The following is a 16,603-nucleotide window of genomic DNA, read 5'->3' on the forward strand; positions in this document are numbered from 1 at the left end:
ATCATGTCAATATAGGCTATCCATAGTTGTTTATTTTTAAAGGTATAATGAAAGCGTATTCAAAATATAGAATATTGAGACGGGGGTTTTTAGGATGAAAAAGATGCTAAAGGTAGCAGCAGCATTAACAACTTCAGTGATGTTATTCTCTGCTTGTTCTGGAGGATCTTCAGACAAAGGTTCAAATGATTCAAAGGATAAAAAAGTAACATTAAACGTATTCCAGTTTAAAGCTGAGATTGCGAAAGATTTAGAACAAATGGCGAAGGATTACCATAAGGAAAATCCAAATGTAACAGTTAAAATTCAAACTGTTGGTGGCGGTGCTGACTACGGTGCTGCATTAAAAGCTCAATTTGCTTCAGGTAACGAGCCTGATATCTTTAACAACGGTGGATTCCAAGAAGCAGTAACTTGGAAAGATAAATTAGAAGATCTTTCTGATCAATCATGGGTAAAAGATTTATATCCAGGAACTGAAAAACCAATGACAATTGACGGCAAACTTTACGGTATGCCAATGAATACTGAAGGTTATGGATTTATTTACAATAAAGATTTATTCGCAAAAGCTGGTATTACTGAAGCACCAAAAACGTTAAGCGAATTAACTGCTGCAGCTGAAAAGCTTCAAAAAGCAGGTATCACACCATTCTCAGTTGGATACGGTGAGTGGTGGATTCTAGGAATTCACTTATTAAATATTCCTTTCGCTCAACAACAAGATCCAGATAAATTCATGGCTGATGTAAATTCAGGTAAAGTGAAAATTCAAGACAACGAGAAATTTAAACAATTTATGAAACTATTTGATTTAACAATCAAATACGGAAATAAAAATCCTTTAACAACTGATTACAACACTCAAGTTACAAACTTTGCTCAAGGTAAAACTGCTATGATCCAACAAGGTAACTGGATTCAAGGTATGATTGATGGAATTACTCCAAACATGAACTTAGGTGTGTTACCAATTCCAATCAACGATGACAAAGCAGCTATGGACAAATTACCAATGGGAGTACCAAATAACTGGGTAGTTAACAAAAACTCTAAAAACAAAGAAGAAGCTAAGAAATTCTTAGAGTGGATGGTTACTTCTGATACAGGTAAGAAATACATTGTAGAAAAATTCAAGTTCATCCCTGCTTTAAAAACAATTCAAGGTAAAAACTTAGGACCAATCGCAGACGACTTACAAAAATACTCTGCTGAAGGTAAAACATTATCTTGGAACTGGTTCAAATACCCAGATGGCGCTACAAATGAGTTTGGTGCATCAATGCAAGCTTACGTTGGAAAGCAAAAATCTGCTGATGAAATGTTAAAATCTCTTGAAGATACTTGGATGAAATTAAAAAAATAAGTTCTTAATTTTAGGCTTCCCTGAAATACCCTATAGATTAAGGCAACCCACAAGGAATTAATTCCTTGTGGGTTTTTAATTTTTTATGCCCTGTTAAGGAATAAATTAGTATTTCGAATAAGATCGATCTAAGTACAAAAGTTAATAAATTTTTTAGACTCTTTTTTTCATTAATAGTAGTTTGTACAAGCCCTCCTTCATTTCGAACATATATTTGAAATAAAGGAGTGATTTTAAATGAAAAAGAGAAAATGTAATTGCTCTTGTGGAAATAAGGTGACAAAGGTAGATATACAACGAATGCAAGAAATACTAAATAAACTTAGAAAGCTAGATGAAGACGATATTGAAAATTTAGATCCTACTGATTGTTTTGAGTTTAGAGGTGTATTTTGTTGTCGTGTGGATGGTCGAATAATATGTATTGAATAACCAGTGTATTAATGACTAGCCAAAGACGATGGAAGGAATGTCGATGAACACAAGTCCTTAAATAATCCAAATTGGTAACATATTATTTGCAATAAGAATATCATTTCTTGCACTATCGACGTGATTAAGTTGAACAACAAGAGCAGCCATTCGGTTGCTTTTTTATTTATGTATTTGGCAGGTTAGTCAAAGAAGGAAGCGAATTATCATAAAAGCCTTGGAAAAAAAGTTTATGTTTATCTCATTTAGTAGACACGCGAAAAAGCCTTCCCATTAAAATGAACCCCTCTTGCACGTATCAAGAATAAGAGCTAACCTCCAGTTTTCTATATTTAAAATTTAAACTTTCTGATAAACTAGATAGTAGAAAGTGCAAACGTTTCCGCAAAGGATGTTATCATGAAAAACAGTATTAGAAGTAAGCTAATAATCTTATTATTAATCGCCACGATTATTCCTTTTGGATTATCAATTATCGCAAATTATTTTTATACAAAAAACACGGTAACAAAGGAATTTGTAAATACAAACCATGATTTATTGAAGCGTAGTGGGAATGATTTATTGAATTATTATAATGAGATTTACGGTATTCCATTGTCCATTTATAGTAATAGACCGTTTTTGTCTGTGTTAGAAAATGGTGCTACTGCTTACATCGAACAAAATTCTGCTGAAATTCAACGTAGTTTATTAGGACTTTATTTTTCTAGAAGAGAGTTCGTGCAGTTACATTTGTATTTAACGAAAGGTAAGGATGATTACACCGTCTACAATGCAAAGGTGAGTAGTCGTGGGAAATTGTATAATTTTAATCAAATTCCTGCATATCGAAATTTAAGTTATTCGAGGGACTCGTATTATATTCAACCGACTCATCCGATTCAAAACTATAATAATTTATCCGATTTTCGAATCGAGCCAGTTAAACAGGTTGTATCATTTCATTATTTTTTGAATAATGTTACTTCAGACCAATGGTTAGGTTTCTTATCGATTGATATTGAATTAAGTAGAATTAAAGAGATTTTCGATCGAATTTATAAAAAAGGAGAGGAACATCTTTTCGTTGTTGGTGATGGGAATGTTGTTTTGTATTCTTCTGAAAAAAGACTAATTGGTAAAAAGCTAGAAACAAAATGGTATAAAAAAATAACCTCAGATCGATCGGGTGAAGCAAGTTTTGATTGGAAGGATAAGGACTTTAGTGGTGTTTATGTGTATGACAAAATCACAAGTAATCATCAACAATGGACGGTCATTAAAAGCATTCCTTATAAGAATCTCTATCATAATTCGAATCAATTATTAAAAATTACAGTTACACTAGGAGCGATTTCAGTCTTATTAGTCATCATTTTAACAATTATCGTATCCTTTAGATTTACACGACCAATACGAATCTTAATTCGAGATATGCAGCGAATTGAGAAGGGAGAACTTGCTGTTTCCTTTGATACGTTAGGAAATGATGAGTTTGGGCAGTTAGGTAAACATTTTACTTCAATGGTCGATACGTTAAATGATTTATATATAAAAGAGTACAAGCTTCAAATAGAAAATAAAACAAATCAATTAAAAGTACTTCAGTCTCAAATTAATCCGCATTTTTTATACAACGCCTTGCAGTCAATTGGAACTCTTTCACTAAAAAATGACGGAATTAAAGTGTATCGATTAATTATGTCACTATCGAAAATCATGAGATATAGCATGAAAAATAATGAGGATTTTGTGACGCTTAAGGATGAATTAAACCATATAAAAGATTATTTATCGCTTCAAAATGAACGATATGATGGCAAATTTGTCTATAACCTGGAAGTGGATGAAGGGTTAAACAAAGTAAAAATGCCAAAAATGATTTTACAGCCAATCGTAGAAAATTTCTTTAAACACGGCTTTGAAAAGCAACAAAAGCTTGGTGAATTAAATATTTCGATTCATAGACAACAAGATAATCGTTTAAAAATAGTCATTGCTGATAATGGAGAAGGTGCAACAGAAGAGGAATTAGAAAACATCAATTCGTCGCTATCAGAAGATGGATTAAATACGAACGAGAGTATCGGGTTAAAAAATATTTCTGATCGCCTTCATTTTTATTATGGTAAAAAAGCAGAAGTAAAAATAGAAAGTGTGAAGCATGAAAACTTTGTTGTAACGATAATCTTACCGATTGAAATGACAAGAGGAGAAGTTAATCATGAAGGTTCTACTAATAGATGACGAAAAGCATGTACGAGAAGGTGTAAAACTTCTTGCAGATTGGGATGCAATTGGTGTTACTGAAATATTAGAAGCAGAAAATGGAGCGATTGCTCAAGACATCATAAGAAAGGAAAGACCGACAATTATCTTTACCGATTTAATGATGCCAGAGCTAGACGGTAGAGGATTATTAAAGTGGCTTCATTCAGAAAATATTAATTGCAAAGTAATCGTTGTAACGGGATATGATGACTATCATTATATGAGAGAAGCCATTCAGTTCGGTGCGTCTGATTACTTATTGAAACCAATTGATCCGGATATATTGAATGAAACTTTAGTAAAAGTTGTATCAGATTGGAATGAAAAAGAAAAAGAGAGAATTGATGCGTTAAATGATTTTCGTTTGCTGCAGGAAGTTTTACCTGTTTACAGAGATAAACAATTAACAAATGCAATTTACGGTAAAGAATTTAATCAGAATATGCTAAACCAATTAGGATATGAAGAAGGGCAAAACTTACATGTTTCTTTACTAAAATTACGAAATCTAGAGACATTCAAAGATATTTGGCCAGAAGATTTATGCTTTTTTGCCCTATTGAATATTGTAAATGAAGTTCTTCAAAGTCAAAATGGAGGAATTGCATTTCGTAATTTACAAGGCACAAAGGAGATTTGTTTAATATATTGGGGAGAACAAGTCACTGACAGTATCCAACATATTGCAAAAATTTTATCGACAGTAGTGCCTTTTCCGTTTCACTTTGCAATCAGTAGAAAGTTAACAATTGAATCGATCCAGTCTGGGTATGAGGAAGTTGTAAATGTTCTACAGCATGTAAATATTTTAGAAAAGCGAGATGTGCCAGTTTATTCTTATGAAGATATAAAAGAGTATCATCCGATTAATCTAGTAGAAATCATCAACTTATTTGAACAAATGGTTGAGAAACAGGATATTTATATTTACGATGAAGTCATTCAACTGTTTAGTAAACGAATCGCACAGAAGAATTATCTTCCTTTTGCACAGTTACTTTCATTACATCAGGAGTTTCTAATTTTCCTTAATCACTGGATAAATAAACTATCGCTTCAAACCATTCAGGAAGTGAATCTAGAATTGTTCTGGAATGCGAGAGGGCATTTTGAAATTGGTGATTATGTAGCGACTCAAAGGGAAAGAGTACAATCAATCATTCAAGAGAAAAATCAAACGAACCAAGAACTAAATAGTATCGAAGCAATCGCCAATTATATTCAGCTTAACTATGCCGAAGAAATTTCACTCCAGGAGTTTTCAGAGAAATTTTATTTAAGTCGTGAATATATATCCCGTAAGTTTAAACAAATTTACGGTGTGAATATTTCAGATTATATTGTTTCAATTCGGATTGAAAAGGCAAAGGAATTATTGAAGTTCCCCAATTTGAAAATTTATGAAATAGCTGGGAAAATTGGCTATCAGGATGACAAATACTTTCGAAAAGTGTTTAAGAAAATCGTTGGGATGACCCCAAACGAATACCGAAATATGAATGATTAGTAAAAAAGTTGCAGGAAATCCTTGGAAACTGAGGAATAAGTAATTAGATATTTATTCTTACGTTTCGGGGGATTAAAAAATGGAACAGGCAGTTGAGAGTGTTTTTACAAAAGAAATTTTAACGAATGCAGCAGCACAATTTGGTATTACAGTAGATGAAAAACCAGTCGGAGAATTTGAGAACTATCTATTTAAAGGTAAGCTGGCAGATGGAACGGATCGCATTTTACGATTAACGCATTCATCTCATCGCTCAAAGGAAGAAATTGAGGCAGAGCTTAAATTTTTAAAATATGCTAGAGAAAACGGAGCAAATGCAGCAGGTTCTTTAACGTCCTTAAACGGTAATTTAGTAGAAGTCCAACATGCAAGTGATGGCACGAGTTTTTATGCATCAATGTTTGAATGGGCAGACGGGCAATTAGTAGATCGTACAAACCCAGCTGTGTGGAATGATGACTTAATGTACACATGGGGAAAAACGATCGGAAAACTTCACGCGTTAACAGTGGATTACCCTGTAACAAACCTTCGTGAGCATTGGGACGAAGAAGCGTATTTAAATGAAATGTTAGCTGATGAAGAACTTGGCATTTTTACGAAGGATTTAATTGAAGAAATCCAAGCTTATGAAAGAAAGAAAGATTCATATGGATTAATTCATAGTGACTTACATCTCCACAATTTCTTCGTAAATGATAAAGGTGAAATAACGGCTTTTGATTTCGATGATTTGCAATATAATTATTTCATTTCAGATATCGCAATCGTCTTATATTATACTGCTTGGGGTAGTAAGGCATCATTTGAAGAAAAATCTAAATTCGCAAAAAGACAGTTAGAAATCTTTCGAAAAGGTTATGAAACCGAGTATGTTTTAGATGAAGAATGGTATAGCCGAATTCCTTCATTTTTAAAATGTCGTGATCTTACGCTTTATCATGTATTGAATATGAAATATGAAGAGAAAACGCAAAGGGTTATTGAACTTTGTGAAGAACTTAAAGAGAGAATTGTTAATAAGAAGACGATAATTGAACTATAAATTAAACAAAAAGCTACGATTCAAACACAATCGTAGCTTTTTTTATATTTAAATGGGGGGTAAGTAAGTTTATTTATGTCTAGCTTCTTCGATCTTATTAATATTGCTTTCATATTGATCATCTTCTAATGGGATATAACCAACTTGCTCAGCTAATATTGGAGTATTTTCATTAGCAAATTTCAAGTAGTCCAAAACGACAGGACGTTTAAGTGAGTCTATATTTACATATGTGTAGAGTTCACGTGAAAGTGGGTAAGTCCCATTTTTGATTGTCTCTTCAGTTGGTAACACTGCTTTACCTGTTTTTTGATTAATGATTGGTACGATTTTTAATTTGTCTTTGTTTTCTTCATAGTAAGCATGACCAAAGTATCCAATTGCACCTTTTTCACTAGCAACATCAACTGCAAGATTTTTGTCATCTTCAGACGTTTTTGCATCTTTCCGTTCGCCAGTTTGATTTAAGATGGTTTTATTAAAGTATTCGTAAGTTCCTGACTCAGTACCAGGGCTGAAGAATTTAATTTCTTCCTTTGGCCAAGCTGAGTTTAGTTCGTTCCATGTTTTTATTTTGCTTTTTACTGACCACAACTTTCTTAATTGTTCAACTGTTAATTGATTAACAAAATCATTGTCTTTATTTACTACGACTGATAGACCGTCGTAAGCTAATTTTAATTGAATATAATCAATGTTATTATGTTTAGCGATTGCATCTTCTTTATTTGTTATTGGGCGAGATGCGTCATTTATATCTGTTACGCCATTTGCGAATTTTTTAAAGCCATCAATTGTACCACTATTACCTAATGAAATAGTTACTTCAGGTTGTGCAGATCTATATTGTTTCGTTATTTTTTGCATAATCGGGAAAACGGTAGAAGAACCATCGATTAGTATGCTACCAGTTAATTGTTTTTCTGATGTATTTGAATTAGGATGATAGGCAATCCCACAAGCTGCTAAAGATAACATAGCTGTGATTACGACGACTAATAAAAGTATTTTTCTATGATGCATCTACAGTTTCCCCCTTCGTTGTTTTTGCTACATTTCTTACAATATCCCACAAAGATTAACTTGCTTTTAACGCAACGTAAAGAATTTGTAAAGGTATAGTGAAAGTCCCCCTTTTTTGTTAATAACCAATTAAAATGACCGTATAAACAGTAAAAAATGGGAGAGATATACGGTGGAGCAAATTGTCATCATCCAAGATCAAAACGAGATTGAACATGTGCTTCAACAAAGTAAACAATTCGGATTAATTAAAATCAGCACATATCGATATGGAGAATTTAATGAAGAAACTCATTTAGGTTTCTTAAAAGGTTGCATAGTATTAATGAAAAGCCAAGTTTTGGACGAGTTTATTCCATTAATCATGAGAATAAGACGGATAACAGAAATACCAATCATCTTATTAGTTGAAACTTACGATTCATACGAAGCAGCGATTTGCATTGAAGCGGGAGCGGATCAATATGTTAAATATCCGATTCATCCTAGAGACTTATCCGCAAGAATAAAAGCAGTAATGAGGAGGGCAGGCAACGAAAAAATTGAAGAAGACCGAGAAAAAGTTTTGAATTTTGGCGAGATTTCCTTCTATTTAAATCGAGAAGAGGTTTATAAAAACAAAATGAGGATTGAATTAAATGGAAGAGAATATGCAATTTTACTTTTTTTAATAAAAAAGGCTGGCTTTATTGTAACAAGAGAAGAATTAATGGATGTCATTTCTGTTTATAAAAATAGAAGATTAATTGATATTTATATTCATAGTTTACGACATAAAATTGAGGAACTTCCGAATTATCCTAAATATATTAAAACGATTAAGGGAAAAGGGTATCGGTTTGAAACGCTTGTTAATTGAACACGTGTGTAAAAAAGCTAGGTGCATTCTTTTTTAAGGATGTCATTTAGCTTTTTTATTTTTATATGGCAGAGCTTTGAGGAGAGTAGGGAATTCGTAATATATGTTTTTATTTAAAAGCAGTTTTTTTCTATAATAAGAGATAACTTTTTTAGTAAAATTAGAAAAAAATTTTTTTATGTATAAACCCAAATAGACCAAAAAACTAAGTTAAAAGCGGGTGGATTTATACGCTTTCGCAACTTAAACAACAAAAATACCTAATTTGTTTATTTACCATATTATGGTAATATTAAGATTTTAATATAACAAAATGATGCATCGTATATAATCTTTTTTAATTTTTTTGTCTCAATTTGAGGAATATAGTCGAAGGAGTAGGACTTTTGTTGTTTTTTGTAAATTTGAAAAAAAGAGGGTATATAAGTAATTAGACACAGCATTAACGTTCGAAAAATTGGCAAATGAAAAAGCTATGTGAATCCAAATAAGGATGTACACTTAGCTTTTTATTTTATAAGTTCAGTAAACCAAAGTTATAAAATCAACTCAGCGTGATGTAACATAAACGTATAATCTGTGTCGTAAAGGTGCTCTAAATCAGGAAAAATAAGTCCTCAGTTGAAAATCTTTTTGTTAATTCCAAAAGTTGAATCATGTTTTTACGCTCTTCTCCACTAATTATTAACAATACTCCTTTTGATTTAAATGACTGACTAATTTGTTTTCAGTCTGTTTTAATACAGTGTATTTATATGCTAATTATCGTATAACAAAAAAGTTGAAATATACTAGAGATTTTTACTGAAAAAGTAAAAAAGATAATTTAATCATTTCATTAATTATTATTCAAATTATAACGTATTAATTATTCTAGAAAAATATCTATTGTTACAATTTTCATTAATGAATGTAACAAAAATGATAGACCGGTTTACAAGGGTTTCCATAAATTAGTAAAAAAATCGACAAAAAGTTTTGTTTTATGGTAAATTTAACTAAAACTTTCTATTTATAGGTTAATTTTTACTTAACTTTTTGTTAAGTAATTGTTATACTTGGCATTGTTGAATCTGAGGGTATATTTTAATAGAATAATAAACGGATTACAGGAGTCATTAGCTATTTATTTATAACCCCAATTTATCAATCTTCAACTCAATTATTAGTTAACCAAAAAGAAACAAAAAGATTCTTTCATTTGTCAGAATAATCAAATGCATACAAATATTCAATTGATCAACATACAATGTCGTTATTAGGAGTCCATCTATTTTCGACGAAGTTATTAATCAATTAAATTTAAATTGTACAAAAGCATGAACAATATGATGAGATTCTGTTTGATGTTCCTTAATACCTTTGACAACTAGCGTCTAAGCAGATCATTACAAGTCATCACACACTTGTGAAATGATTTGAATATCAGTACGGGTTCGATGCTCTAAATCATATTTATTTTAAAAGAAAATAGAGTTTCTTCTTGTTCATTTACTCACATGAATATAGAAGTGGAAACTTTATTAATTTGGGGAAAGAAAGCAATGAAGGGAATTTGTAAATGAAAAAAGTAAGAAAAGCGATTATACCAGCAGCGGGTTTAGGGACACGCTTTTTACCTGCAACAAAAGCAATGCCGAAAGAAATGCTACCAATCGTAGACAAACCAACAATTCAATACATTGTTGAAGAAGCAATTGCATCAGGAATTGAAGATATCATTATCGTAACAGGTAAAGGAAAACGCGCAATTGAAGATCATTTTGATTATTCATTTGAGCTAGAACAAAATTTATTAGAAAAAGAAAAATATGCGTTATTAGAACAAGTTAAAGCTCCATCTAATATCGACATTCATTACATAAGACAAAAAGAACCTAAAGGATTAGGTCATGCTGTATGGTGTGCGCGTAATTTTATCGGCAACGAACCATTTGCAGTATTACTTGGTGATGACATTGTTGAAGCACAAACACCAGGTTTAAAGCAGCTAATGGACCAATATGATAATACATATTCTTCAGTAATTGGTGTTCAAACAGTACCAGAAGAAGAAACGCATCGATATGGCATTGTAGAACCGATTATGCAAGAGGGTAGAAGATACGAAGTAAAAAACTTTGTTGAAAAGCCAGCACCAGGTACAGCGCCTTCTAATTTAGCGATCATGGGTCGTTATGTATTTACACCTGAAATTTTTATGTATTTAGAAGAACAAAATATCGGTGCAGGTGGCGAAATTCAATTAACAGACGCAATTCAAAAATTAAATTCAATTCAACGTGTGTTTGCATATGATTTTGAAGGGAAACGCCATGACGTTGGAGAGAAATTAGGTTTTATTAAAACGACGATTGATTTTGCATTAAAGAATGAAGAACTTAGAGAAGATTTATTGAAGTATTTACACGATATGTTAACAGTAAATATTAAATAAGGATGGAAGATTAGTTTGAAAGCAATGAGATTTGAACAATCAGAATATGCTTCTAAAGCCACTCTTATCGAAAGAAACAATTGAAAAAAGAAGGATCTATTTATTTACTAAGCGCTTAGTGGATTTATCTGGCGCTTTTTTGGGTCTTATACTACTATTACCAGTTCATATTATTATTGCTATTATTTTAAAGTTAGAAGATCCTAAAGGCCCAATTTTCTTTTTTTAAACTCCGGTAAAAATGGAAAAGAGTTTATTCGGAATAGGATGGGAGATTTTTGACGTGACAAATTAATCTGCCCACCCATAAATAGTTAAAACATTGTATTTTTTTATTTACCCTAAAATAGGGAGTTGACTAACAAGAGGGATGAACAAAATGAAAAGACAATTTAACACTGAAAGCAATTTGGAACCATTACCAAGAGTGCATGAAAAACCATCCACTGCAAAATTGACATTGAACCGAATCTATATTTTGTTTACGATTGGATTTTGGCTGCTTTATGTAGCATCCACAATTTTTGATCAACTGCATAATGGGAATGGTAGTTTTAAACAAGTCGTTGAAGCAGGATTATATATTTTGATTGTTACGACACTATGTTTTTCCGCATTGATGTATCTTTATTCTAGACAAGGGGCATTGATTCGATTTAAAGAGCATACTCGGGTCCCACGGGAAACCTTATCTGCTTATTTTTCTGAGAATCAACCAGGAATTACTGTTTTGGTTCCTTCGTATGATGAAGAGATTGACGTTATTCGCAAAACATTACTATCAGCTGTTTTACAAGAATATCCGGAAATTAATGTACAACTTTTGATTGATGATAAGCCGAATCCAACAGATCCGCAAAAAAGGGAAAAATTGCAAGCAACTATGAATCTTGCAAAAGAAATAACAGAGCTTTTGGAAGTCCCTTATACAAAGCTAGCAAAAGCTCGTGACGATTTTGAAAATACATATAACAAAACAGGAGAAATCACTTCTTCTACTTTAAATGATTTAATAAAGCAATATAAATATGCTGCCAAATGGATTAATAAATTTGCTGATGAAGAACCTTCGGAGACTCATGTAGATGATTTCTTTAATAATCAAGTTTTAAGAGCTTTAGCTGATGAATTAGATGTAACAGCAGTAGCATTAGAGAAATCTACAAAAGAAAATTATTACATGAGCTATGAACGGATCTATCAGTTTTATTCTCGATTAGTATGGATTTTTACCGGAAAAGTAGGGTATTTCCAACGAAAACAGTTTGTTTCTTTATCTGATGAAGCCAATAAAGCGATGAATCTTAACTCTTATATTGATTTAATGGGAGGGAGCTACAAGATTCTCCAAACACCAGCTGGTAAAGTATTGCAGAGAGTATCTTCAGAGGCAGAAGCAGATTTAGTAATTCCAGATACAGAATTTTTACTAACGCTTGATGCCGATTCTATTCTGCTAAGAGAGTATTGTTTACGTCTGGTCTATCTATTGAATCAAGAAGGAAATGAAAATGTAGCTGTAACACAAACTCCTTATTCTTCTTTCCGTGGATGTCCAACTCGAATTGAACGAATTGCTGGTGCTACAACAGATATTCAACATACCTTACACCAAGGAACAACGTATTATGGCGCGACTTTTTGGGTAGGGGCGAACGCGGTTATTCGTAAACGTGCAATCGAGGAAATTGCTGAAACAGAATATGTAAATGGATTTAAAATTCGCCGTTTTATCCAAGACCGTACAGTAATTGAGGATACGGAGTCTAGTATTGATTTAGAAAAAAATGGTTGGACCTTAGCGAATTATCCGGAGCGTATGAGTTACTCAGCAACTCCACCAGATTTCGGTTCTTTAGTTATTCAACGTCGTCGTTGGGCAAATGGTGGATTAATCATTATGTCGAAACTATTTGCTACTATTCGCCAACGCCGTCAAGAAGGGAATCCAATCAAGTTAATGGAAATCTTGTTGCGAGTCAATTACATGGCATCTATTGCTTGGGCTAGTTTTGGCTTAATCTTCCTATTAGCTTATCCCTTTGACGATCGTTTATTGAGTATTTTTATTGTTGGAGCAGCTGTCCCTTACTTTACTGCTATGGCGAGTGATTTAAAATACAATCGTTATAAACGAATGGACATCTTCCGAATTTATGGTCTCAATTTAATCTTGTTGGCTGTTAATTTGGCTGGAGTACTAAAGTCAATCCAACAGTTATTAACAAGTGAAAAAATTCCTTTTGCACGAACACCGAAGGTTAATGACCGGACTGGCACGCCAACACTATATATCTTAGCGCCAATCATTATTATTGCTTATTCTATTTTTATTTGCTATCGCTCTTTCATGCTCGGAAATTGGCCAAATGCTTTATTTTCCTTTTTTAACGCCTTTACTTGTGGGTGGGCTGCATTAATATTTATCGGACCTGTCAATATGCTTGTGGATTTAGTTCATAACTTTAAAGAATGGATATTCGTAGAAGTAAAACCTAAGCAAACTGAAAAAGTTGAACAAAATCAATCAGAAATCAATTGGCAATCGGTTTTATACTATGGTGATGATAAAGGTCGAACAGAAGTCCCATTAAGTATTTCACTTGGCAAAATGGAAAATACAGAGACAACTGAAGTTGAAGATAAACTTAATTTCAGCAATAAAAAAATAGGATGATTAAAGATTATGCAAAATAAAAAGAAATTGTCTATACCGCGTTTAATGTTGGTATGTTTAGTTGTGGTAGCTGTAGGAGCAAGTTATTTTTATCGAGATAATATAGTCGTAGTTAGTAAAATAGAAAAAACAAAAAAAACAGAAAAAACAGCAGTAGAATCGAGCCCTTGGTTTGCCGCTTATGTCGATGCTACACTGACACCGCAATATGAATTTGAAAAAGTCGATGGTAATGTTGTGCTTGGTTTCATAACAGCTGAGAATAAAAATAGTGCTGTTCCTAGTTGGGGAGGCGCCTATTCGTTGGATCAGGCATCTGAGGATTTAGATATGGACCGTAGAATTGCTCGCCTACGACAAAAAGGTGGGGAAGTCATTGTTTCATTTGGTGGCTTATCCAATTCGGAATTAGGAATTACAACAACAGATGTTGGAAAAATGAAAAATGCATATGCAAAAGTAGTAAAGCGTTATGATCTGAATACGATTGATGTGGATTTAGAGCAAGAAGGATTGACAAATATGCATGCCGCTAAACTTCGTGGGGAAGCTTTGGCAAAATTGCAGCAAGAACGAAAAAAAGATAAAAAAGACTTAGCAATTTGGGTAACATTACCAGTAACCCCGCAAGGTTTGACTGAGGATGGTACGGATGCTGTAACAGCATTATTGAAAGCTGGAGTAGACTTAGCTGGCGTCAATATTATGACAATGAATTATGGAGAAAGTCGTAATTCAGCACTTTCTATGGCAGACAATTCGATTAATGCCTTGAAAAAAACTCATCGCCAACTAAGGATTATTTATCAAAAACAAGGGGTTAACTTGAGTGATAAAGCGTTATGGAGAAAACTAGGCGCAACACCAATGATTGGCCAAAATGATATCCAAGGTGAAGTTTTTAGTTTAGAAGATGCTGCTAAGCTGAATAAATTTGCCGTAGATAATGGTTTAGGACGATTGTCTATGTGGTCAGCAAACCGTGACAGGAAGTCAAGTGAGAATAGTGTTGGAATTCAAAGTGTTTCTAACTTTTACAGTGGTGTTAGACAAAACAATCAAGAGTTTGCAACGATTTTGAAAGAGAATATGAATGGTAGTGTTTCTGGTGATGCAAAACGGACAACCAAGTCAGATGTAACGAACGTAGATTTGAATAAGCCGGATGATCCGAAAACTTCCCCATATGAGATATGGAGTGAATCGACAACCTATTTAAAAGGTACTCGTGTTGTCTGGAGACACAATGTATATAGAGCAAAATGGTGGACAAAAGGAGATGCTCCTGATGCACCTATCTTGGATGAAAATACAATTCCTTGGGAACTTGTTGGTCCGGTATTGCCTGGAGAAAAACCATTGCCAATAGTTAGCTTGCCTAAAGGAACCTATCAGGAATGGGAAGAAGGACAAGTCTATAATGGTGGTGATCGGGTAATGTTTAATGGCATCCCGTATGAGGCAAAATGGTGGAACAAAGATGAAAATCCTGAAAAACCCCTGGCTAATGATGATGCAGAACCATGGAAACAGTTGACTCAAGATGAAATTAAGAAAGTGTTGAAGGAAATTAACAAATAATGATGTTTTTAGGCTTATGGCTGATACGTGCCTAATTTTTGCCTAACTAAAATGAAAAACAATGAAACAATATGAAAGTCCATATACCAGAAATGCCGATTAACCGGTATATGAACCTATTTAAAAGCTTTCCACATTTGAAGTGCACCCCAAATGTTAGACACGACTAACATTTGGAGGTGCATTTTTTATGACAAAATTTTCTATTGATCATAAATTAGCGGTAGTTAAAGGATATTTAGAAGGTAAGGAAAGATTTCATTCTATTGGTAAGTTATTTTGAACGTTCCATAGGCATGAGTTTTCGTTACAAAAACTTCTACTGCTCGCCAGTATTCCGGGTAGTACGTACTATTATTGGATGAAAAATCTAGAGCGTCCTGATCCAGACACAGAGATAAAAGTAATAATAAAAGAAATTTAAGAGGAACATGAAGGTCGTTATCGCTATCGTAAAATTCGAGACAAGCTTACTAATCGTGGTTATAAAATAAATCATAAAAAAGTTCAACGACTCATGAAAGTACTAGGGATAAAATCACTTGTAAAAGTAAAGAAATATCGCTCTTACAAAGGTGAAGTGGGTAAGGTTGCCCCGAATATTTTAGATAGAAATTTCCAAGCAGATAAACCAAATGAGAAATGGGTTACAGATATTACTGAATTTAAATTATTTGGAGAGGAGCTATATTTTTCATCTATGTTGGACTTATATAACGGTGAAATAATCGCTTATACAATTGGTTCACGTCTAACTTATTCACTTGTATCAACTGTGTTAGAGCAGCCTTTTGAACGTTTAACAGATTCCGATATACTACTAATTCATTCAGATCAAGGCTGGCACTATCAAATGAAAAAATATCGTACTACCCTAATTAAACATGGCATCACGCAGAGTATCACGAAAAGGAAACTGTTACGATAACGCAGTAATAGAAAGTTTCTTTAGTATCATGAAATCTGAACTACTTTATCTAAAAGAATTTAACAGTGTCGAACACTTTAAACAAGCACTAGCTAAATATATAGATTACTACAATAACAAACGAATTAAGGCAAAATTAAAAGGCATGAGCCCAGAATAATACCGAGTTCATGCCCAACAAGCTGCCTAATTGAAGTAACCAGTCTAACTTTATGGGGTCACTACAATTCAAATATAAAAATAGAAGATTAATCGATATTTATATTCATAGTTTACAATATAAAATAGAGGAACTGCCAAATTATCCTAAATATATTAAACGATAAAGGAAAAATGCTATCGGTTTGAAACGCTAGTTAATTGAATAAAGTGTAATTAAAAAGCTAGGTGAATTCTTTTAAAGGATGCATTTTAGCTTTTTTATTTTTATAAGGCAAAGGTTTGGATAGAGAAATACACTTTTGTTGTTTTTAATTAAAGAATAGACAATTTTTT

The 16,603-nt window shown here is 32.9% G+C and carries 10 protein-coding genes and 1 pseudogene; 10 read left to right on the forward strand and 1 reads right to left on the reverse strand.

Annotated features, from left to right (window positions below):
* The first annotated feature begins 94 nt into the window (after positions 1-94).
* The 5 genes from BED47_RS05475 (at position 95) to BED47_RS05495 (ending at position 6,603) form a co-directional block, all read left to right on the forward strand.
* Entirely contained in the window at positions 95-1,366 is a 1,272-nt protein-coding gene (locus tag BED47_RS05475; protein ID WP_069032765.1) for an ABC transporter substrate-binding protein, read from the forward strand.
* A 237-nt stretch (positions 1,367-1,603) separates the two neighbouring features.
* Entirely contained in the window at positions 1,604-1,798 is a 195-nt protein-coding gene (locus tag BED47_RS05480; RefSeq protein ID WP_069032766.1) for a hypothetical protein, read from the forward strand.
* Positions 1,799-2,197: 399 nt separating this feature from the next.
* Positions 2,198-4,027, forward strand: a complete 1,830-nt coding sequence (locus BED47_RS05485) for a sensor histidine kinase (protein ID WP_069032767.1) — start codon at positions 2,198-2,200, stop codon at positions 4,025-4,027.
* Complete coding sequence (locus BED47_RS05490; RefSeq protein WP_069032768.1) at positions 4,005-5,558, forward strand: response regulator transcription factor; 1,554 nt, start codon at positions 4,005-4,007, stop codon at positions 5,556-5,558. The genes BED47_RS05485 and BED47_RS05490 overlap by 23 nt, the downstream gene beginning before the upstream one ends.
* Before the next feature lie 79 nt (positions 5,559-5,637).
* A complete protein-coding gene (locus BED47_RS05495; protein WP_069032769.1) occupies positions 5,638-6,603 on the forward strand; it encodes a phosphotransferase enzyme family protein in 966 nt (321 codons plus the stop codon).
* Between the two features lie 69 nt (positions 6,604-6,672).
* On the opposite strand, the gene BED47_RS05500 is transcribed toward BED47_RS05495, so the two are convergent.
* Positions 6,673-7,626: a PstS family phosphate ABC transporter substrate-binding protein gene (locus BED47_RS05500; RefSeq protein WP_069032770.1), complete on the reverse strand. Its 954-nt coding sequence runs from the start codon at positions 7,624-7,626 to the stop codon at positions 6,673-6,675.
* A gap of 172 nt (positions 7,627-7,798) precedes the next feature.
* Here BED47_RS05500 and BED47_RS05505 point away from each other — a divergent pair, with 172 nt between their 5' ends.
* The 5 genes and pseudogenes from BED47_RS05505 to BED47_RS05530 all read left to right on the forward strand — a co-directional run.
* Positions 7,799-8,485, forward strand: coding sequence for a winged helix-turn-helix domain-containing protein (locus BED47_RS05505; RefSeq protein WP_069032771.1), 687 nt, complete (start codon positions 7,799-7,801; stop codon positions 8,483-8,485).
* Between the two features lie 1,561 nt (positions 8,486-10,046).
* On the forward strand, positions 10,047-10,922 hold the full coding sequence (gene galU / locus BED47_RS05510; protein WP_069032772.1) for a UTP--glucose-1-phosphate uridylyltransferase GalU: 876 nt from the start codon (positions 10,047-10,049) through the stop codon (positions 10,920-10,922).
* Between the two features lie 379 nt (positions 10,923-11,301).
* A complete protein-coding gene (locus tag BED47_RS05520) occupies positions 11,302-13,599 on the forward strand; it encodes a glycosyltransferase family 2 protein (RefSeq protein ID WP_091022946.1) in 2,298 nt (765 codons plus the stop codon).
* 63 nt (positions 13,600-13,662) lie between these two features.
* Positions 13,663-15,180 (forward strand): chitinase, encoded by a 1,518-nt coding sequence (locus BED47_RS05525; RefSeq protein WP_254664550.1) that lies wholly within the window; start codon positions 13,663-13,665, stop codon positions 15,178-15,180.
* Positions 15,181-15,472: 292 nt separating this feature from the next.
* Positions 15,473-16,268, forward strand: a pseudogene (locus BED47_RS05530) (IS3 family transposase); the annotation flags it as partial.
* Between the last annotated feature and the right edge of the window lie 335 nt (positions 16,269-16,603).

The organism is Gottfriedia luciferensis (assembly GCF_001712755.1).
Lineage (GTDB): Bacteria > Bacillota > Bacilli > Bacillales > Bacillaceae_G > Gottfriedia > Gottfriedia luciferensis_B.